Source organism: Ramlibacter albus, from assembly GCF_014297445.1.
Lineage (GTDB): Bacteria > Pseudomonadota > Gammaproteobacteria > Burkholderiales > Burkholderiaceae_C > Ramlibacter > Ramlibacter albus.
The window spans coordinates 10,675-29,416 of the sequence record NZ_JACORU010000016.1 but is presented as its reverse complement, the minus strand read 5'-3'; the positions used below and the strand labels follow the sequence as shown (position 1 = coordinate 29,416).

The 18,742-nt window shown below is 68.4% G+C and carries 16 protein-coding genes and 1 riboswitch; of the genes, 9 read left to right on the top strand and 7 right to left on the bottom strand.

The genetic code is table 11. From position 1 onward, the window contains the following. Positions 1-11: 11 nt before the first annotated feature. Positions 12-650: a DNA-3-methyladenine glycosylase family protein gene (locus H8R02_RS27605; RefSeq protein ID WP_187084846.1), complete on the bottom strand. Its 639-nt coding sequence runs from the start codon at positions 648-650 to the stop codon at positions 12-14. Next, positions 647-2,023, bottom strand: coding sequence for a cysteine--tRNA ligase (gene cysS / locus H8R02_RS27600; protein WP_187084844.1), 1,377 nt, complete (start codon positions 2,021-2,023; stop codon positions 647-649). The genes H8R02_RS27605 and cysS overlap by 4 nt, the downstream gene beginning before the upstream one ends. A gap of 156 nt (positions 2,024-2,179) precedes the next feature. Between cysS and H8R02_RS27595 the strand changes: the two genes are divergently transcribed. From H8R02_RS27595 to H8R02_RS27570, 6 genes are read left to right on the top strand one after another with little or no spacing between them, the layout of a single operon-like run. Next, complete coding sequence (locus H8R02_RS27595; protein WP_187084842.1) at positions 2,180-3,265, top strand: nuclear transport factor 2 family protein; 1,086 nt, start codon at positions 2,180-2,182, stop codon at positions 3,263-3,265. Between the two features lie 55 nt (positions 3,266-3,320). Next, on the top strand, positions 3,321-4,550 hold the full coding sequence (locus H8R02_RS27590) for a L,D-transpeptidase family protein (RefSeq protein WP_187084840.1): 1,230 nt from the start codon (positions 3,321-3,323) through the stop codon (positions 4,548-4,550). Next, the gene (locus H8R02_RS27585) at positions 4,547-5,215 is read left to right on the top strand and encodes a peptidylprolyl isomerase (protein ID WP_187084838.1); all 669 of its coding nucleotides are present in this window, start codon (positions 4,547-4,549) and stop codon (positions 5,213-5,215) included. Before H8R02_RS27590 ends, H8R02_RS27585 begins: the two co-directional genes overlap by 4 nt. Positions 5,216-5,229: 14 nt before the next feature. Beyond that, the gene (locus tag H8R02_RS27580) at positions 5,230-5,739 is read left to right on the top strand and encodes a peptidylprolyl isomerase (protein WP_187084836.1); all 510 of its coding nucleotides are present in this window, start codon (positions 5,230-5,232) and stop codon (positions 5,737-5,739) included. 1 nt (position 5,740) lies between these two features. Continuing rightward, complete coding sequence (locus tag H8R02_RS27575; protein ID WP_187084834.1) at positions 5,741-6,496, top strand: UDP-2,3-diacylglucosamine diphosphatase; 756 nt, start codon at positions 5,741-5,743, stop codon at positions 6,494-6,496. After that, positions 6,496-7,254, top strand: a complete 759-nt coding sequence (locus tag H8R02_RS27570) for a M90 family metallopeptidase (protein WP_187084832.1) — start codon at positions 6,496-6,498, stop codon at positions 7,252-7,254. Before H8R02_RS27575 ends, H8R02_RS27570 begins: the two co-directional genes overlap by 1 nt. 4 nt (positions 7,255-7,258) lie before the next feature. Here H8R02_RS27570 and H8R02_RS27565 read toward each other — a convergent pair whose 3' ends face one another. Beyond that, entirely contained in the window at positions 7,259-10,015 is a 2,757-nt protein-coding gene (locus tag H8R02_RS27565) for a DUF349 domain-containing protein (protein ID WP_354004986.1), read from the bottom strand. Positions 10,016-10,843: 828 nt separating this feature from the next. Between H8R02_RS27565 and H8R02_RS27560 the strand changes: the two genes are divergently transcribed. The 3 genes from H8R02_RS27560 (at position 10,844) to nrdR (ending at position 13,524) form a co-directional block, all read left to right on the top strand. Then, the gene (locus tag H8R02_RS27560) at positions 10,844-11,662 is read left to right on the top strand and encodes a lytic transglycosylase domain-containing protein (RefSeq protein ID WP_187084830.1); all 819 of its coding nucleotides are present in this window, start codon (positions 10,844-10,846) and stop codon (positions 11,660-11,662) included. Positions 11,663-11,665: 3 nt separating this feature from the next. Continuing rightward, a riboswitch (ZMP/ZTP riboswitch) is annotated at positions 11,666-11,781 on the top strand. 38 nt (positions 11,782-11,819) lie between these two features. After that, entirely contained in the window at positions 11,820-13,064 is a 1,245-nt protein-coding gene (gene glyA, locus H8R02_RS27555) for a serine hydroxymethyltransferase (protein WP_187084828.1), read from the top strand. A 10-nt stretch (positions 13,065-13,074) separates the two neighbouring features. Continuing rightward, positions 13,075-13,524 carry a transcriptional regulator NrdR gene (nrdR, locus tag H8R02_RS27550; RefSeq protein WP_187084826.1) on the top strand — a complete coding sequence of 150 codons (450 nt, stop codon included), beginning with the start codon at positions 13,075-13,077 and terminating at the stop codon, positions 13,522-13,524. Positions 13,525-13,526: 2 nt separating this feature from the next. Here the strand turns inward: nrdR and H8R02_RS27545 are convergent, their stop codons facing one another. From H8R02_RS27545 to H8R02_RS27530, 4 genes are all read right to left on the bottom strand, one after another. Continuing rightward, positions 13,527-14,033, bottom strand: a complete 507-nt coding sequence (locus H8R02_RS27545; protein WP_187084824.1) for a GspH/FimT family protein — start codon at positions 14,031-14,033, stop codon at positions 13,527-13,529. Between the two features lie 14 nt (positions 14,034-14,047). Continuing rightward, positions 14,048-14,608 carry a GspH/FimT family pseudopilin gene (locus H8R02_RS27540; protein WP_187084823.1) on the bottom strand — a complete coding sequence of 187 codons (561 nt, stop codon included), beginning with the start codon at positions 14,606-14,608 and terminating at the stop codon, positions 14,048-14,050. Positions 14,609-14,694: 86 nt separating this feature from the next. Then, entirely contained in the window at positions 14,695-15,261 is a 567-nt protein-coding gene (locus H8R02_RS27535; RefSeq protein ID WP_187084821.1) for a GspH/FimT family pseudopilin, read from the bottom strand. Beyond that, positions 15,261-18,737 (bottom strand): pilus assembly protein, encoded by a 3,477-nt coding sequence (locus H8R02_RS27530; RefSeq protein WP_187084819.1) that lies wholly within the window; start codon positions 18,735-18,737, stop codon positions 15,261-15,263. Before H8R02_RS27530 ends, H8R02_RS27535 begins: the two co-directional genes overlap by 1 nt. Positions 18,738-18,742: the final 5 nt, after the last annotated feature.

Here is an 18,742-nt window from a genome sequence, read left to right as displayed (position 1 = left end):
TCCTTGTCGCTTCAGTATTCCACGGGGAGTGGATCCAGCGATCTCCAAATATACCAAGTCGCGACGCTGCAAAAGGGGTTCCAGGCGGCGGCCACCTCGCGCGCGTCGCTGCGGCTGACGGGGTCGCCCGAGAAATAATTCTTGCTGATGCCGGTGATGAGGCCGACGTCGTCCAGGGGCAGCACGTTGGGCCGCATCAGGTGGAAGATGAGGAACATCTCCGCCGTCCACCGGCCGATGCCGCGGATGCCCACGAGCTCTGCAATGATCTCCTCGTCGCCCATCTCGCGCCACGAGTCGACGTGGATCGCGCCGGAGTCGAAGTGCAGCGCCAGGTCCACCAGGTATTCGATCTTGCGCGCCGACAGGCCCGCCGCGCGCATGTCGTCCACCTTGAGCTTGAGCACGTTGGCCGGCGCCATCTTGCGCGGCAGCTTCGCGAAGCGGTCCCACACGGTCTGCGCCGCCTTCACCGAGATCTGCTGGCCGACGATGCTGCGCGCGAGCGTGGTGAAGGCGTCGCCGCGCGACTGCAGGCACGCGTCGCCGAACTGCGGGATCAGCCGCTTCATGACGCGGTCGCGCTTTGCGAGGTACTTGCAGGCCTCGTCCCAGTACGAAGGCGTGGTGAGCTGGACGGCGTCGTTCAAGAGGAAGCCTCCCACGTGGTTCCCGTGGGTGAATCCTTCAGCACGATGCCCTGCTCCAGCAGCTCCTTGCGGATGGCGTCGGCGCGCGCGAAGTCCTTCGCGGCTTTCGCGGCGGCGCGGTCGTCGATCTTTTGCTGGATGGTTTGTTCGTCGAGCGTCGTGCCCGCGCGCAGGAAGGCCTTGGGCTCGCCCTGCAGCAGGCCGAGGCAGCCGCCGAGGGCCTTGAGCAGGCCGGCATGCTGCGCCGATTTCGTGCGGTTGGCCTCGGCCGCGAGGTCGAACAGCACCGCCATGGCTTCGGGCGTGCCGAAGTCGTTGTCCATCGCGGCCTTGAAGCGCGCGGCGAACGGGTCGTTCCAGTCGATCCGCACCTGCGCCGGCGCGACCGCATCGAGCGTGGTGTAGAGGCGCCGCAGCGCGCCGCGCGCGTCGTCGAGCGTGACGTCGCTGTAATTGAGCGGGCTGCGGTAGTGCGAGCGCACGACGAAGAAGCGGATGGTCTCGGCGTCGTACCGCGCGAGCACGTCGCGGATGGTGAAGAAGTTGCCCAGCGACTTCGACATCTTCTCGTTGTCGATGTTCAGGAAGCCGTTGTGCATCCAGTACTTCGCCAGCTGCACGCCGTAGGCGCCTTCGCTCTGCGCGATCTCGTTCTCGTGGTGCGGGAACTGCAGGTCCATGCCGCCCGCGTGGATGTCGAACGGCTGGCCGAGGATGGCGCGCGCCATCGCGGAGCACTCGATGTGCCAGCCGGGGCGGCCCGGGCCGTATTCGCTGTCCCACTTCGCGTCGGCGGGCTCGGTGGGCTTGGCGCTCTTCCACAGCACGAAGTCCAGCGGGTCCTGCTTGTCTTCCAGCACCGCGACGCGCTCGCCCGCATGCAGCTCGTCGAGCGACTTGCCCGAGAGCTTGCCGTAGCCCGGGAGCGAACGCACCGCGAAGTTCACGTCGCCACTGGGCGCGCGGTAGGCGTGCTTCGCGTCCTCCAGCAGCTTGACGATCTCCAGCATCTGCGGGATGTAGTCGGTGGCGCGCGGGTCGTGCGTGGGGCGCTCCATGCCCAGCGCGTCGAAGTCTTCATACATGAGCGCGGTCATGCGTTCGGCCAGGCCGCGCACCGTCTCGCCGTTCTCCACGGCGCGGCGGATGATCTTGTCGTCGATGTCGGTGACGTTGCGAACGAACGTCACCTTGTAGCCGCTGGCCTTCAACCAGCGCTGCACGACGTCCCATGCGATGTTGCAGCGCGCATGGCCCACGTGGCACAGGTCGTAGACGGTGATGCCGCACAGGTACATGCGCACATGCCCGGGCTCGAGGGGGGAAAAGTCTTCCGTCGCACGCGTGAGCGTGTTGTAGATGCGCAATGTCATGGTGTCGTCGGCGCCCGTCGTGCGGGTGGTCGAATGCGCCTTCGCTGTCCCTCGTGTCTGGTACTTTTGCCGGGTTCCTCGTGGGCATGCCGCGGCTACAATCCGGCGCAGTATATAGCTCCCCCGGCCGCATCAATCCAAGGACCGCAACCACCCATGACGATCGCCCGCTCCCCACTGCCGAAGACGCTGCGCCTGCTCGTGCTCTGCGCTGCCGTTGCCGCCAGCGTGCCCGCTTTCGCGGACGAGTACAGCGACGTCAACCAGCTCCTGCGGTCCGGCCGCCACGCGGAGGCGCTGCAGAAGGCCGACCAGTTCCTCGCGTCCAAGCCGAAGGACCCGCAGATGCGCTTCCTCAAGGGCGTGGTGCAGTCCGAAAGCGGCAAGACGTCCGACGCGATCCAGACTTTCACGCGCCTCACCGAGGACTACCCGGAGCTGCCGGAGCCCTACAACAACCTCGCCGTGCTGTACGCGGGCCAGAGCCAGTTCGACAAGGCGCGCGCAGCGCTTGAAATGGCGATCCGTACGAACCCGAGCTACGCCACCGCGCACGAGAACCTCGGCGACGTGTACGCCAAGCTCGCGAGCCAGGCGTATAGCCGCGCGCTGCAGCTGGATGCGGGCAACACCGGCGTGCAGCCCAAGCTGGCGCTGATCCGCGAGCTGTTCGCACCCGGCCAGCGCGGCGCGTCCGCGCGTGCGCCCGCAGCCGCAACCGTGGTCGCCGCCGCACCCGCCGCGAAGCCCGCGCCGGCGCCGGCCCCTGTTGCCGTTGCACCAGCGCCTACGCCCGCCCCGGCACCCGCGGCGAAGCCTGCGCCCGCGGCACCGCCTGCGGTCGCCGCCGCGCCCTCGCCTGCACCGGCGCCCGCGCCGCAGGCCGCGCCCGCAGCCGGCGGCGACGCATCGCGCGACGTGCAGGCCGCGGTGCAGGCCTGGGCCACGGCGTGGTCCTCCCGCGACATGAACGGCTACCTCTCCGCCTACGGCAAGGAGTTCGACCCGCCCGGCAGCATGTCGCGCCAGGCGTGGGAAGGCGAGCGCCGCGCCCGCATCATGGGCAAGTCGCGCATCAGCGTGAAGCTCTCCGACATGCACGTTTCGGTCAACGGCAACAAGGCCGTCGCGAAGTTCAAGCAGGCCTACTCGGCCGACAGCCTGAACGTGAGCAGCCGCAAGACGCTCGAGCTGGTCAAGTCCGGTGACCGCTGGGTGATCGTGCGCGAGAGCACCGGCTGACGACGTGGATGCGCCCGCGGCGCGTGGTTGAGCAGTTCAAGACCAGACTCCCGAAATGAAGCGGGTCATCCTCCTTGTTTGCGTGGCGCTGGCCGTCGCCATGCCCGTGGCCGCCGCCAGCAAGCGCAAGGGCGAGCAGCGCCGCCCCGCCGCGCCCGCGAAGCCGGTCGTGCGCGACGGCGAAGCCGAGGCGCGCCTGATCGAGATCTACAAGCTGATCGGCGCGGCGCAGACGCGCCAGGCACTCGCCAAGGCCGAGACGCTGGTGCGCGACCATCCGAACTTCCAGCTCGCGCAGCTCGTCTATGGCGACCTCCTCACCGCGCAGGCGCGGCCGGTGCGCGGCTTCGGCGACGTGCCCGACTCGGCCGCCCGCAGCAACCCGCAGCTGCTGCTGGAGCTGCGCGAGGAGTCGCAGCTGCGCATGCGCGCACTGCGCGAGCGCCCGCCCGCCGGTGCCGTGCCCGCGCAGTTCCTGCAGCTGTCGCCGAAGAACAGGCATGCGATCGCGATCGACACCTCGCGTGCGCGGCTGTACCTCTTCGAGAACGGCGTGCAGGGGCTGAAGCTGATCGCCGACTACTACATCTCGGTGGGCAAGTCCGGCATCGAGAAGGCGGTCGAAGGCGACCTGCGCACGCCGCTGGGCGTGTACTTCATCACGAGCAACCTCGACCCGAAGTCGCTGAAGGACTTCTACGGCGCGGGCGCGTTGCCGATCAACTACCCCAACCCGTACGACGCGCGCCGCGGCAAGACGGGCAGCGGCATCTGGCTGCACGGCACGCCGCCGAACCAGTTCGCGCGCGCGCCCAAGGCCACCGATGGTTGCGTGGTGCTGGCCAACCCCGACCTCGAGCGCATCATCCGCACGGTCGAGGTGCGCAGCACGCCGGTGGTGATCGCGCAGACGCTGCGCTGGGTGCCGCCGCAGGTGCTGGATGCGGACACGCGGCGCTTCGCCGATGTGCTGCAGTCGTGGCGGCAAGCCAAGGCCGCGGGCGACATGCAGCGCCTGCTCGGCCACTACACGGCCGACTTCTCCGGCAACGGCAAGACACTCGCCGAGTGGACGCCCGTGCTCAAGGGCGAGGTCGAGCGCGCCAAGGGCCGCGGCGTGCAGATCAAGGACGTGTCCTACCTGCGCTGGACCGACAGCGCGGACACCATGGTGGTAACCTTCGGCGAGCTCGTCGAAGGCGCGCGCACCGGGCTGACCAAGCGGCAGTACTGGGTGCGCCAGGGCGCGCAGTGGAAGATCTTTTTCGAAGGAGTGATCGGTTGATCGCCAAATTGACGCGCCGCGTGGCGCTGGCCGCACTTGCCGGCCTCACGTTCGCCACGGTGCATGCGGCCGACGCGCCCCGGGTGAAGTTCGCCACGACGATGGGTGACATCGTCGTCGAGGTCTACCCCGACAAGGCGCCGAAGACGGTGGAGAACTTCCTGCAGTACGTGAAGGACGGCCATTACAACGGCACCGTGTTCCACCGCGTCATCAACAACTTCATGGTCCAGGGCGGCGGCATGGACGAGAACATGGTCGAGAAGAAGACCCGCGCGCCCGTCGTGCACGAAGGCCGCCTCGCCCTCGAGAAGGGCCTGAAGAACACCGTGGGCACGCTGGCGATGGCGCGCACCAACGACCCCAACTCCGCGACGGCGCAGTTCTTCATCAACGTGAAGGACAACGCGTTCCTCGACCCGACGGCGATCCCGCCGGGCGACCCGGTGCCGAAGTTCGAGTACCGCGGCCGCGTCTACGAGAACATCCCCCGCGCCCAGCTCGAGCGCGCGCCGGAACTGTTCGGCTACACCGTGTTCGGCAAGGTGGTCTCCGGCATGGACGTGGTCGACAGGATCAAGGCGGTGCCCGTGGGCCAGCGCGGCATGCATGGCGACGTGCCTGTCAAGCCGATCGTCATCACCTCGGCAACGCTCGTCAAATAAGAAAGGAGGCCACAATGGCCAACCCGAAAGTCGAACTGCACATCGTGGATCACGGCGTCGTCACGCTGGAGCTGGACGAGGCGAAGGCGCCGAAGTCCGTCGCCAACTTCCTCAACTACGTGAAGAAGGGGCACTACGACCGCACCATCTTCCACCGCGTGATCAACGGTTTCATGGTCCAGGGCGGCGGCATGGAGCCCGGCATGGGCCAGAAGCCCACCGACGCCGCGGTCGAGAACGAGGCCAACAACGGCCTGAAGAACGACAAGTACACGGTGGCCATGGCGCGCACCTCGGCGCCCCACTCCGCCACGGCGCAGTTCTTCATCAACGTCGCCGACAACGAGTTCCTCAACCACACCGCGCCCACGCCGCAGGGCTGGGGCTATGCCGTGTTCGGCAAGGTGGTGGGCGGCAAGGAAGTGGTCGACAAGATCAAGGGCGTGAAGACGGGCCGCAAGGGCTTCCACGACGATGTCCCGCTCGAGGACGTCGTGATCGAAAAGGCGGTCGTCGTCTCCTGACGTGTCCACGCCAGAGCTCCACGCCCCGGACGCCTGGCGTTCCCTCGACTTCATTTCCGACCTGCACCTGCAGGCCGCGCAGCCCGCCACGTTCGAAGCGTGGCGGCGGTTCATGGTGGCTTGCGACGCGGATGCGCTGTTCATCCTCGGGGACCTGTTCGAGGCCTGGGTCGGCGACGACGCGGCGGGCGAGCCCGGCTTCGAGGACGATTGCGCGGAGGTGCTGCGCGCCACCGCGCGGCGGCTGCCGGTGTTCTTCCTGCACGGCAACCGCGACTTCCTCGTGGGTGCGGGGCTGATGCAGTCCACGGGCGTCACGCTCCTCGATGACCCGACCGTGCTCGTGTTCGCGGACCGGCGGTGGCTCCTCAGCCACGGCGATGCACTGTGCGTGGACGACGCGGACTACCAGGCGTTCCGCCGCAAGGTGCGCGATGCCGGCTGGCAGTCGCAGTTCCTTTCGCAGGCACTCGAGCAGCGCCGCGCGATCGCACGCGGCCTGCGCACCGAAAGCGAGGAGCGCGCGAGCAGCGGCGTCGAGTACGCAGACGTCGACACCGCCACCGCCGTGCAATGGCTGCAGGCCGCGCGCGCCGAAACGCTGATCCACGGCCACACGCACGCGCCGCGCGAGCACCAGCTCGGCGGCGGCTTTCGCCGCATCGTGCTGAGCGACTGGGACGCGAGCGCGCAGCCGCCGCGCCTCGAAGTGCTGCGCCTGTCCGCGGGCGGCGCCGAGCGGGTGAACCTCGGCTGATGTTCGGCTGGCTGCGGCGGCGCCCGAAGGCGCGCGAGATCCCGGACACGCTGTGGCGTGCGACGCTCTCCGACTACCCTTTCCTTGACGAGCTGAAGCCCGCGCACCAGGTGCGGCTGCGCGAACTCGCGTCGCAGTTCCTCGCGCAGAAGGAGTTCCACGGTGCGCACGGCTTCAAGATCACCGACCGTGTCGCCGTCGCCATTGCCGCACAGGCGGTGCTGCCGGTGCTGAACCTCGGTCTCGGCTGGTACGACGATTTCGTGACGGTCGTCGTGCATGCCGACGAGGTGCTCGCGCGGCGCACGGTGCAGGACGACGACGGTGTCGTGCACGAATATGGCGAGGTGATCGCCGGCGAAGCGATGGAGCGCGGCCCGGTCACGCTCAGCTGGAAGGACGTGGCCGACGCGGGCGCTTCCGCCCGGCTCGGCTACAACGTCGTCATCCACGAGTTCGTCCACAAGATCGACCAGCGCGACGGCGCGGCCGACGGCTGCCCGCCGCTGCCTTCGCGCACGGCGCGCGAGGCATGGATGGCGGTGATCCAGGCGGAGTTCGAAGCCTTCCGCGAGAAGGTGATCATCGCCGAGCGTTTCGGCGGCGAGGAGCCGTGGCTGGACCCCTACGGTGCGACCGCGCTGGACGAGTTCTTCCCCGTCGCGTGCGAGGCGTACTTCGTCAACCGGCCGGTGTTCGAGAAGGAGTTCCCGCCGCTCGCGCGGCTGTTCGACTCCTTCTTCGGGGAACTGCGCTAACCCCTCAGCGCAGCAGCACCTTCAGCGCGTTCTGCACCCGGCGAGCGGATTGCGCGTCGTGCGCCGACGCGAACACCTTCGCCGCGTCCTGCCCCCACGTCTGCTGCGGCCCCGGCTCGTTGCGCCTGGTGAGCAGCACGAGCTGCATCTGGCGGCGCGCCGAGAGCTGCTCCGCGGGCGTCGGCACATCGGCCGCGATCTCCAGGCGAAGCAGCGCATCGCTCGCGTCGCCCGAGGGCGCGGCACCGATGGCCTGTACCCACGCACCGCGCACTTGCGGCGACACACCCTTGCCCAATTCGCCTTGCGACGGCACCTTGTCGCCCGCACGCTGCTCCCATGCAGCCATCAGCTGCGTGAGCGCTTCGCCGTGCGCCTGCGCGGCGAGCTTGCGCAGCGCGCTCTGGGCGTGCTCGAGTGCTTCGCGTTGCGCGCGGAAGGCGGTGTCGCCCAGGCGCGGGCCGCGGTCCTCGCGGTCGTCGAAGCGGCCGCCGCGCCGCGCGTCACCGCGATCGTCGCGACGGTCGCCGCGGCCCGGCGGGCCTTTGCGGTCGAACTTGCCGCCGCGGCCCATGGGCGCGGGCTCGGCCTTCTTCATGCCGGGGCGGTCGTCGCCGCGCACGGCCACGACCTTCTTCGGCGCGGGAGGTGCGGGTGTCGGCGCGGGCGCTGCTTCGGCCGTGACTTCGGCCGGCGCGCCTTCGGCTTCGCTGCTCGGTGCGTCGCCCGGCGCGGCGGCCGCGGCGTCCTGCGCACCAGCCGCGGTCGAGTTCGCACCCGCCGCATCGGCACCCGCTGCGCCGGCACCGGTTGCGCCCGCACCGATTGCGCCGGCACCCGTCGCACCGCCCGCATCCGCGCGCGCCTTGTCGTCCGCCGCCTTGCTCTGCGCGCGCAATGCCTGCTCCAGCGCGGCCATCGCCGTGCGGATCTTCTGCGCATCGCCCTGCGCCGTCGCCGCGTCGAGCGCCTTCGACGCTTCGAGCACCGCGCGGTCGCGCTCGCTCATCGCGGACGCGGCCTTCTCGCGCTCGGCCGTCTTGCGGTTGAACGCGTCGTCGATCGGCTTGCGGAAAGCGTCCCACAGCTTCTGCTCGTGCTTGCGGTCCAGCGGCACCGCCTGCGCCTCGGCCTGCCAGCGCTGCTGCAGCGAACGCACGGCGTCGATGCGCAGCTGCGGCGCGGCGCCCAGCGCCGTGGCCTCCTCGATCATCGCGTTGCGGCGATCGATGCTCGCCTTCTGCGCGGCGTCCAGCGGTGCACTCGCGGCGGCCATCGCGGCCTTCCACTGCGGCTGCAGCTCGGCGAACGCCTTCTCGCTCAGGTGGCCCGCGTCGCGCCAGCGGTCGGAGAACTGGTGCAGCGCGCGGTTGAACGCCTTCCAGTCGCCGCCCTCGGGCTGCGCATGCGCGGCCGCCCAGGCCTTCACCTCCTCGATCAGCGCGAGGCGCTTGGCGCGGTGCTCCGCGGCCTCGGCCTTCACCTTGTCGAGCCACTCCGCCACCACCTTGTGCGCTTCGTTGCACGCTTCGTCGAAACGCTTCCACAACGCGTGGTTGGGCGGGCCGCCCTGGTCCACCTGCTTCCACTGGTCGCGCAGCTGGCGCAGGGTCTCCTGCATCTTGCGGCCGCCGTACTTCGGCTTCGGCGGCGGCGGCTCCTCGCCTTCCTTCGCGGCGGGGCGCTCGAACAGGCCCTCGGCCTGCGCGACCAGCTCCTGCCGCAGCTGGTCCGCGCGCCAGCGCTGCCAGCCTTCGAGCTCGGTCGCCGCGCCGAGCGCGGCATGCACCTGCTGCTCCAGCTTGTCGTCGATGAGCTTGCCGTGTTCCTTCAGTGCGTTGCGCAGCGCGGCGGCCGCGCCGGCGCTGGCCTTGCCGTGGCCCTGCGCGATCTCCTGCTCGAGCTTCGCCAGGACTTCGCCGACGGCCTGCGTGGCTTTCGCGCGCAGTTCGGGGTCGACGCGCGGCTTCGGCGCTTTCGGCGCGGCAGCCGCGCCATCGGGCGGCAGGCCACGCGCCTGGCGCAGCTCGTCGGCCCACACGGGCACGGGCGGCAGCGGCGCGCCGGGGTCTTCGGCAGCCGCGGTCGCGAGGGCGAGCGCACTCTGGAAAGCGTCCCACACCACCTGCAGCTGCGAGCGCGAGGCTTCGAGCAGCGGCGGGAACTTCGTGTCGACGCTCGCCCAGTTGGCGTCCTCGACCAGCGCCTGGGCCTGTGCCTGCCACTCGGGGACGTCGGCCCGCAGCGCCTCGGCGGCCGCTTGCGCGTCCTTCCACGACTTCGTGGACAGCACTTCGATGCGCTGCGCCAGCAACACCGCCGCTTCGCGCTGCACCTGCACGCGCGTCTGCAGGTCCTCGATGCCCTTGATGCGCTCGGCCAGCTGCGTCTTGAAACCCGCCAGCGGCTCGCGGCTGAGCGGCGCGCCCGCCTTGGCGGCGTCACGCTGCCAGGCCAAAGCGTCGGCGATGTTCAGCCGCGGCTGCGCAAGGAGCCCGCGCGCCTTCTCGGCCCATTCGGCCGCGATCGCCTCCTGGCCCTTGGCGCGCTTGATCTCGTCGAGCTTCTCGCGCAGCGGGCGCGCGGCGCCCTTGTCGCGGGCACTGAGCTCGCGGAACACCTCGTGCATCTGCTCGGGCGAAGGATTGGTGGCCATCCACTCGCGCACGCGCGCGGCGCGCTCGCCCGAGGTCGGGGCGGAGAAGGCGCCGCCGGTCAGGGCGTCGAGGTTGGCGGCATCGGCTGTCTTGGGGGAACTCACGTGGAAGCGGCTTTGCAACTGAAACGGCCGCTATTCTCGCCGCGATTCGAAACGGCTTGGGCAACACGCCATATATAAAGGAGAAAGCCCGGACAGGTAGCCATGAAGGCCGCCTGCCGGGCTGGACAACGGGCGTGGCGCCACGCCGTCCTTCGGTCTGCGGCTGGGAGTGGTCCGTCCCGCGCCGCGGCGGAAGCAACGATTGCTTCCAAGTGGGGCCGGGGCTGCCGCCGAAGCGGCCCTACCGGCTGGTTGCCCGTTCGCACAGGCCCCCTCAAGTTAGGTGAGGCTCGCGCGGTTTACCAATCCCAATTTTCAATGGCACGAAAAATCGCGATTGCCCGATTGCGATTGACAACGCGCGGGCGGCTTGTTCAAGGCGCCGCCGCCTGTCGATTAGGTGACGGGACCCATGTGAATACCATTGTCCTCATCGCTTCCGTTCCGCTACTGAAACCATAGCAACGGATGACAGGCTGCCGGGCTCGTCCGACGTTTCGCGTCGGTCTTGTCCGACACGCGAACGGCTGGGCCAGCCGGTAAATTGGATGCTCCTTATGTGTCAACAGGTTTCAAACGGGAACTTCATATTCTTGACCTTGTATTTGGACGCCTCCTAGAATTCGCCCGTCCCTGGCAACAGCACTAGGGACAACCCGAACCCGCTGCCGAACCCGGCGAAGTCGGCCCGGTGCAACCAGCTTCCAGAAAGACAGGGAAGCGCCCCGGCCCGATGGCGTACCAATCCAAACGAGGGGACCGTGTTTCCCGGCGTGATGCCACCAGGCACCACCCGCGCACGGCCCCCGCGCGTAGAAAGGAAGTGCTATGACAGCGTTAGGAAAACTGGCCCGTGGTGTCCGTGTTTTCGCTTGCGACGTCGCCCAGGGCTTTTTCGAGATCACGCACAACGGCTTCGCCCTCGTGGGCCTGGCCGTCGTCTTCGCGGTGGTCACGCTCAGCGCCCGCCCCGACCTCCGGCAGGTCGGCGAGACCCGCCTCATGAGCTGGCTGCAGGCCCGCCAGGCCGCCGCATTCGGCGGCGTCGTGCCCGAGCTGGACGCGATCGACCGCGCCACCGCCCTCAATCCGAAGGATCTCCCCAAGCAGCAGGCCGCCGTCGCCTACTGGCTGAGCAAGAAGTACCGCGTGGCCCCCGAGCCGCTGTCCGCGCTGGTCGCGGAGGCCTACGAGATCGGCGGGCGGACCAAGATGGATCCGACGCTGATCCTCGCCGTGATGGCGGTGGAGTCCGGCTTCAACCCGTTCGCGCAGAGCCCCGTGGGCGCGCAGGGCCTGATGCAGGTGATGACGGGCGTGCACAGCGACAAGTACGAGAGCTTCGGCGGCCGCCTCGCCGCTTTCGACCCGGTCACCAACCTGCGGGTCGGCGTGCGTGTCCTGCAGGAATGCATCCAGCGGGCCGGCTCCGTGCACGCAGGCCTGAAGTTCTACGTCGGCGCCGCCATCAGCGGCGAGGACGGCGGCTACGTCGAGAAGGTGCTGGCCGAGCACGCCCGCCTGCAGCAGGTCGCCACCGGCCGCAACGTGCCGCTGCCGCTGCCGCCCGCGATCCGCACGCTTGCCCCCGTTCAGCCCGAGGCCAAGCCGGCCGACGAGGAAAAGGTCGCGTCGGTTGTCAGTTAAACTGGCGGCGTGCGCGACTGGCGATAGGCGCGGCCCCTTCGGCCGCCGCTGACGTGGGTTCACCACTGGGAAGCGCACCGCGGAACCACCGCGATCCGCCGTTCGCCTGGGCAGCCCTGGCCACAGGGACCTCGAGTCTTCAATAGGACTGCCGCACATGTACGACCGCAACATCCTCATCGAGCAAACCGACCCCGAGCTGTGGGCCGCCATCCAGGCCGAGAACAAGCGCCAGGAAGAGCACATCGAGCTCATCGCCAGCGAGAACTACGCCTCGCCCGCCGTCATGGCCGCCCAAGGCACGCAGCTGACCAACAAGTACGCCGAGGGCTACCCCGGCAAGCGCTACTACGGCGGCTGCGAGAACGTCGACGTGGCCGAGCAGCTGGCCTTGGACCGCATCAAGCAGATCTTCGGCAGCGAGGCCGCCAACGTGCAGCCGCACTCCGGCGCGCAGGCCAACGAGGCCGTGTTCCTGGCCTTCCTCAAGCCCGGCGACACCATCATGGGCATGAGCCTGGCCGAAGGCGGCCACCTCACCCACGGCATGCCGCTGAACATGAGCGGCAAGTGGTTCAACGTGGTGAGCTACGGCCTCGATGCCAAGGAAGCCATCGACTACGACGCGATGGAGCGCAAGGCGCACGAGGCGAAGCCGAAGCTGATCATCGCGGGCGCGTCCGCCTACTCGCTGCGCATCGACTTCGAGCGCTTCGCCAAGGTGGCGAAGGACGTCGGCGCGATCTTCATGGTCGACATGGCGCATTACGCGGGGCTCATCGCCGCGGGCGTTTATCCCAACCCCGTGCCGCACGCGGACGTGGTGACCTCCACCACGCACAAGAGCCTGCGCGGCCCGCGCGGCGGCTTCATCCTGATGAAGGCGCAGCACGAGAAGGCGATCAACAGCGCCATCTTCCCCGGCCTGCAGGGCGGCCCGCTGATGCACGTGATCGCCGCGAAGGCGGTTGCGTTCAAGGAAGCGCTGTCGCCCGAGTTCAAGGCGTACCAGCAGCAGGTCGTGAAGAACGCGCAGGTGGTGGCCGAGACTCTGACCAAGCGCGGCCTGCGCATCGTCAGCGGCGGCACGGAAAGCCACGTGATGCTGGTGGACCTGCGCGCCAAGGGCATCACCGGCAAGGAAGCCGAGGCCGTGCTGGGCGACGCCCACATGACGATCAACAAGAACGCGATCCCCAACGACCCCGAGAAGCCGATGGTGACCAGCGGCGTGCGCATCGGCACGCCGGCGATGACCACGCGCGGCTTCAAGGAAGAAGAGGCGCGCATGACGGCGAACCTCATCGCGGACGTGCTCGACAAGCCGCGCGACGCGGCCAACATCGCCGCGGTGCGTGAACAGGTCAATGCGTTGACCCGCCGCTTCCCGGTCTACAAGTAAGGGCCATGAGATGAAATGCCCCTTCTGCGGAAATGCGGACACCCAGGTGGTGGAAACGCGCATGGCCGAGGACGGGGACTTCATCCGGCGGCGCCGCCAGTGCGGCGCCTGCGAGAAGCGCTTCACCACCTACGAGCGCCCCGACGTCACCTTCCCCGCCGTCGTCAAGAAGGACGGCCGGCGCATCGAGTACGAACGCGCGAAGCTGCTCGGCTCGATGAACCTCGCGCTGCGCAAGCGGCCCGTGAGCACCGAGCAGATCGACACGGCGGTGGAGCGCATCGAGGAGAAGCTGCTCAACCTCGGCGTGCGCGAGATCCCCAGCTCGCGCATCGGCGAGCTCGTCATGCGCGAGCTGAAGAAGCTGGACAAGGTCGCCTATGTGCGCTTTGCCAGCGTCTACCGCAGCTTCGAGGACCTCGACGAGTTCAAGACGGTGATCGACGAGATCCGCCGCTAGCTCTAGACGCAGGAACTCACGCGCACCTTGCGCACGTGCGGCCCGAGCCCGCCGTGCAGCGAGATCTGCCTCGCGTCACCGGGCCCCGCATCGCGGCTGCACAGGGTGAACACGCCGGTGGCAAGGCTGCCTTGCAGCCGGAACTCGCCCGGCAAGGCCGCGACGCGCTCCAGCACGCCTTCTCCGCTGCCACGCACGCCGTCGCCGTTCGCGTCCTCGAAGAGGATCCAGCCCTGCTCCCACCCGCCCTGCGGGCTGCACGCCACGCCATCGTCGGAGCGGCACGCGGCGATGCGGCCGCCCGAGCGCTGCACGTGCGCGCGGGCACTGGCGAGCTGGTCGAGCAGTACGTTCGAAGCGGTGCTGAGCTTCATCGAGACTGCCGCCTGGTCCAGCGCGGGCAGCGCCCACGACAGGCCGGCGGCCAGCAGGCCCGGCATCGCGATGAAGCGCACGAGGCCGATGCCGCGGCACAGGGGACGGCGCGAGAGGGTGTGCAGGGTTCTCATGGTCATTGGCTCCTTCAGGGGCAGTTCTTGACGGTGGTTTTCTGGATGCGCGGGCGCCCGGCGATGCTCAGGATGACCTGCCGCGCCTCGGTGGGGCCCGCGGACGCGTGGCAGACGGTGAGCGTGCCGACCTGGAAGGCGCCGGACAGCAGCTTCGTGGTACCCGACGGGTCGTACGAGATGTAGCGCGCCACGTTGGCATTGCCCGCGAGCCGCCAGCCGACGGGCAACGCGCCGACGCGATGCACGATGGGCTCGGCCTCGTCCCGCACGCCGTCGTTGTCGGTGTCGTGGAAGACGATCCAGCCCTGCTCCCACCCGCCGGTGGACGTGCAGCGGCTGCCGTCGGCCGACTTGCACAGCGCCACGCGGCCGCGCCGCTTGATCGACTCGTTGCGCGCGAGGCGCAGGTTCGCGAGCAGGTCGTTGCTGGCCGTGGCGAGCTCCATGCGCTCGCCGGCTTGCCCGAGCGCGGGCGCGCCGAGGCAGGCAAGGATGGCGAGGACCGCCAGGACGACGAGGAGTTCGGTGAGCGTGAAGCCGCGCTGCAGGGGTTGGGGTTCGAGCCGTGTCATGGCCCGAACCTTAGTTCGCGTCGACTACTTTCGCATGCAAACGGTGACCGGCTTTTCGTGTGCGGTATGCACACGCCGGGGTAGTGTCAGGGGCAGCTGCTCGGCGCCGTGGTGTAGCGCGTCACGCTCGCGCGGCCGGTGGCGATGATCTTGATCTCGCGCCACTGGATGTTGTAGCTGCTGTCGGTGGAGCACAGCTTCACCGAGTACTCGGTCGAGCCGACGCCGTTGGCCGGGAAGTTGATGCTGTAGCCGCTGGTCGTGGGCGTCGTCGTCGTGAAGCCGAAGCTGCTGCTGACGGCTTCGTGCTTCAGCAGCACGAGCGTGCTGGTGCCGCCCGACACGCAGCTCGTGCCGGTGGAGTCGGTCGGGCACCTCACGATCCAGCCCGGCTGCCACGACGTCGGGCTGCTCGTGCAGGTGGCGCCGTCCGACGAGGCGCACAGCGTGACCGGGAAATTGCGCTTGATCGCCTCGCTGCGCGCGAACTGCGCCGCGGAGACGAAGTCGTTGGAGTAGCCGGCGAGCTTGTTCGTGAGGTAGGCGGACTTGAAGGAAGGCAGGCCGATCGCGCCGAGGATGCCGAGCACGGCCACCACGACCAGCAGCTCGATCATCGTGAAACCGCGCGCGCGCATGGCCTGGCCCTTCATCAGTTCTTCTCGAGGTACCAATATAGCCGGGTACGGGCGCGGTTGATCGAGGTCGCCGACACGGCCTTCTTGCCTTCCAGCGGCGAGTCCTTGCTGCAGCCGATGCAGAAGGGCACCGCCGCGCCGTCGATGACCACCTTGCCGGCCACCGGGGACGGCGGCAGTCCGTCGCCGGAAACGTGCTCGTAGCGGTTGCCCGTGCTGTTCTGCGTGGTGGCGTCGAGGTAGCTGATGTTGTAGACGCGCGTGGTGCCCAGGTTGCTCGTGCAGCTGGAGCTGCTCACCGCCGGCTTGTGCGTGCTGAAGCTGGTGATGCCGAACTGCGTCACGGCGGAGGTCACGACCTGCTCGGTGGATTCCATCGTGAGGTACCAGCCCAGCTTGGTGCTGTCCACCGTGGTGCCGGTGGCCGAGGAGTCGTACGTGATCTTCTGCAGCGCGGCCAGGCAGATGATGGCGGCGCCGCACGCGGTGGTCGCCGTGCTGCTCGGGTAAGCGGTGCCCTGCGCCGGCAGGTCCTTGATGGCGTAGAAGTGGTTCTTGACCGTGCCGCTCACCGTGTACGCCGACACGGGCTTCTCGCGGTCGCCGGAGCCGATCAGGATGTAGAAGTTGACGCCGTCGGCACTCACCACGCTGGGCTGGAACATGAACTTGCGGTTGGCCGTGCAGGTGGCAGTGAGGGTGCCGTTGGTGTCGTCGCCGCAACCGAGCTTGGCCAGCGGCTGCATGAACCAGTCGTTCTTGTTGGTGGCCCGGAAGTCGAGCCGGTAGACCACGCCGCCCATGTCGCCCATGTAGGCGTACTGCGCCTTGCCGCTGGAGTCGTTGACGATGGTGGGGTCGCCGATGATGCTGCGGCCGGTGCCGCTGGTCGACGTGCCGGTCGCCGGGATTGTCGGGAAGCTGGCCACGATGTTGCCGTTGGTGGCGTCGAGCACGTAGACCAGGTTGCCCTTGGGCGACGTGCAGCTGTGGTTGGCGCTGCCCGTGTCGGTGTCCTCGCACGTGTCGTAGCCGCCCGCCATGAGCAGCAGCGGCGTGTTGCCCGAGCCGTAGCCGGTGGCGTAGAAGACCTTCGCGGATGCCCAGGTCTGGCCCATGCTGCTGTAGTTCTGGCCCGTGATCGTGCAGTCGGTCGACACCGAGAGGCTGGCGCTGGAGCAGCCCGCCTTCCACAGCAGCGTGGGGCTGCCGGCCGTGGTGACGTCGAAGGCGTAGATCGCCCGGCCGCCGCGGCGCATCGTGGCGTAGATGTACTTCTTGGCGCTGCCGCTGATGGTGCCGCTGAACGCCGTGAAGGGGCCGTCCATGCCGTAGTCCTTGGCGGTGGCCGAGGTGTTGGTCGAGCCCTTGAAGGTGATCTGCTCGGTGTTCAGGTACAGCCTCGCGATCTTCGAATAGAACTCGGGCGGCATGAACGACCAGATCTCGTCGCCGGGCTCGATGCTGCCGATGTTGCCGGTCTGGTTGCCGTTGATGGCGTGCAGCATGCCGTCGTTCGCACCGTAGTACACCACCACCGACGGGGCCGAGTCCGTGCCGTAGTTGATCGCCACCGGGCGGGAGTGCATCACGTCGCCGTGCACCGAGGCGCGGTATTTGCCGGTGCCCAGGTTCTGCTCGTTGTCGCCGGCCTGGATGCCCGCATGGGCCGGCGAAGTCGCCGAGGCCACGGCGGACAGGTAGTTCTCGCCGCGCGCGAAGTTGATCAGGTTGTCGCGCTCGGAAGTGTAGTTCGAATCCCAGCCGGACACGAAGTTCGACGGGTTCACCGAGCTCAGCGCGGTGGTGGAGAAGTCGACGAAGTCGCCGCTGTTCTTGCACGTGGCCAGGGTCGTGCCGCAGGTCTTGACCGTGCGCGCGGAAGGTGCCTTGGTCGTGCGCCGCACCATGTAGGCGCTTCCGCCCTTTTCCACCACGTTGCCGTCGGGGTAGTCGAGCGCGCTGGTGCCCGAGATGGTGGAGCAGTTCTGCGAGTGGTCCAGCGTCCAGTACGTCGTCGCCGTGCTGGACGTCGGCGTCCAGAAGCTTCGCGCGCACTCCGTGAGGAAGCCCGTCGCCGTGTTGATGGCTGCGGTGCCGTCGGCGTCGACGAGCTTGAGCACGCTGCTGATGAACGCCAGCTTGTACTGCTTGAGGTTGCCGTACCAGCGCGGCAGGTAGCCGCTGGTGGGGCGGAACATGCCGATGTACACCTGGTTCAGGTAGGAGCCCTGCGTGTTCACGCTCACCGGCAGCGACACGGATGCGAACACCGTGTTCACCGAGATGATCTGCGCGGTGATGGTCTTGATCGCGTTGGTCAGCGTCTCGTAGTCGTTGGCGGGGTAGTACTGCGCGCCGCCCGCGTTCGCCATCTTGTCCAGCCACACCGGGTAGTCCGGCTTGCACGTGGGCCCCAGCAGCCCGATGGTGGCCGTCTTGATGTCGTGCTGGTTGTTCATGTACTGCGCCCAGTTGATGCCGTAGGTGCCGGCACCCTCCACGGTGGACGACCACGTGCCCGAGCCCGGGAAGTCGTAGAACGGGTTGTTGTTGGTGCCCGAGCAGGTATGGGTGGTGGTGGTCGTCACCCCCGACACCGTCTTGCGGATGGTCCACTCGGAGCGGATGTTCTTCTCGGCCAGCGGTGTCTTCTCGACGGTGGTCGCCGCCGGGGAGGCGTTCTTGCCGGCGGTCGACGAGCTGCCGTTCAGCGGGGCGTACGGCCCGGCGGATGTCTTGTCGCCCATCACCAGGTTGCTGTCGTACGAGTTGCCGATGAACACGATGAAACTCTTGCAGCCGGTCGTCGGCGCCGTGTAGACCCGGCCGGAGACGCCCGTCTTGCCCTTCAGGTACGCCCAGGCTTCCTGCATCATGGCGCCGCTGGCGACGTCGGTCGGGCCCTTGATGATGCAGTTGGCCTCGGTGCCGCTGCAGCGGCCCTGGTTGGCGTTGCTCAGGGTCCAGTTCTTGATCCACCACAGCAGCTGGCGCTTGACGTTCGTCGAGAAACCCGTCAGCGGGACGACAATGCACCCGCCGTCGCTGCCCGAGCAGTCGCCGGTGAACGAGCCGCCGGTCTCGGAGGTGCTGGCGTTGTTCGGGTTGAACGTCTTCTGGCCCGTGCTGTTCATCACCATCATGGCGATGTTGAACTGCACGGTGCTGTCCGAGGTGGACAGCGAGCTGAGCGCCGAGTAGAGCGCGCACTGCATCGTGCCGAAGCTCGTCTGGTTCATCGCCGTGGCGTTGGCGGTGGTCGACGTGGTCGACACGTTGCCGCTCGAGTCGATGTTGCAGTAGCTCGTCGATGAACTGTTCGTGCCGCGCGCCTGGTTGTCGATGATGAACATGATGTTCACCTGCCCGCTCGAGCCCGTGTTCGGGTTGACGAACAGGTCCGTGTCCTCCGCGCGGGCGGCGGGGTGCAGCAGGAGCGCGCAGAGCGCGAAGGCTGCGGTCAGCCAGGAACGTCGAGGATGCGTCATGTCGA

Coding starts and splice junctions, on each gene's coding strand:
- H8R02_RS27530 (WP_187084819.1), bottom strand. CDS start 18,737: ATGACGCATCCTCGACGTTCCTGGCTGACCGCAGCCTTCGCGCTCTGC.
- H8R02_RS27580 (WP_187084836.1), top strand. CDS start 5,230: ATGGCCAACCCGAAAGTCGAACTGCACATCGTGGATCACGGCGTCGTC.
- H8R02_RS27590 (WP_187084840.1), top strand. CDS start 3,321: ATGAAGCGGGTCATCCTCCTTGTTTGCGTGGCGCTGGCCGTCGCCATG.
- H8R02_RS27535 (WP_187084821.1), bottom strand. CDS start 15,261: ATGAAGGGCCAGGCCATGCGCGCGCGCGGTTTCACGATGATCGAGCTG.
- H8R02_RS27540 (WP_187084823.1), bottom strand. CDS start 14,608: ATGACACGGCTCGAACCCCAACCCCTGCAGCGCGGCTTCACGCTCACC.
- H8R02_RS27545 (WP_187084824.1), bottom strand. CDS start 14,033: ATGAGAACCCTGCACACCCTCTCGCGCCGTCCCCTGTGCCGCGGCATC.
- cysS (WP_187084844.1), bottom strand. CDS start 2,023: ATGACATTGCGCATCTACAACACGCTCACGCGTGCGACGGAAGACTTT.
- H8R02_RS27560 (WP_187084830.1), top strand. CDS start 10,844: ATGACAGCGTTAGGAAAACTGGCCCGTGGTGTCCGTGTTTTCGCTTGC.
- H8R02_RS27595 (WP_187084842.1), top strand. CDS start 2,180: ATGACGATCGCCCGCTCCCCACTGCCGAAGACGCTGCGCCTGCTCGTG.
- H8R02_RS27570 (WP_187084832.1), top strand. CDS start 6,496: ATGTTCGGCTGGCTGCGGCGGCGCCCGAAGGCGCGCGAGATCCCGGAC.
- glyA (WP_187084828.1), top strand. CDS start 11,820: ATGTACGACCGCAACATCCTCATCGAGCAAACCGACCCCGAGCTGTGG.
- nrdR (WP_187084826.1), top strand. CDS start 13,075: ATGAAATGCCCCTTCTGCGGAAATGCGGACACCCAGGTGGTGGAAACG.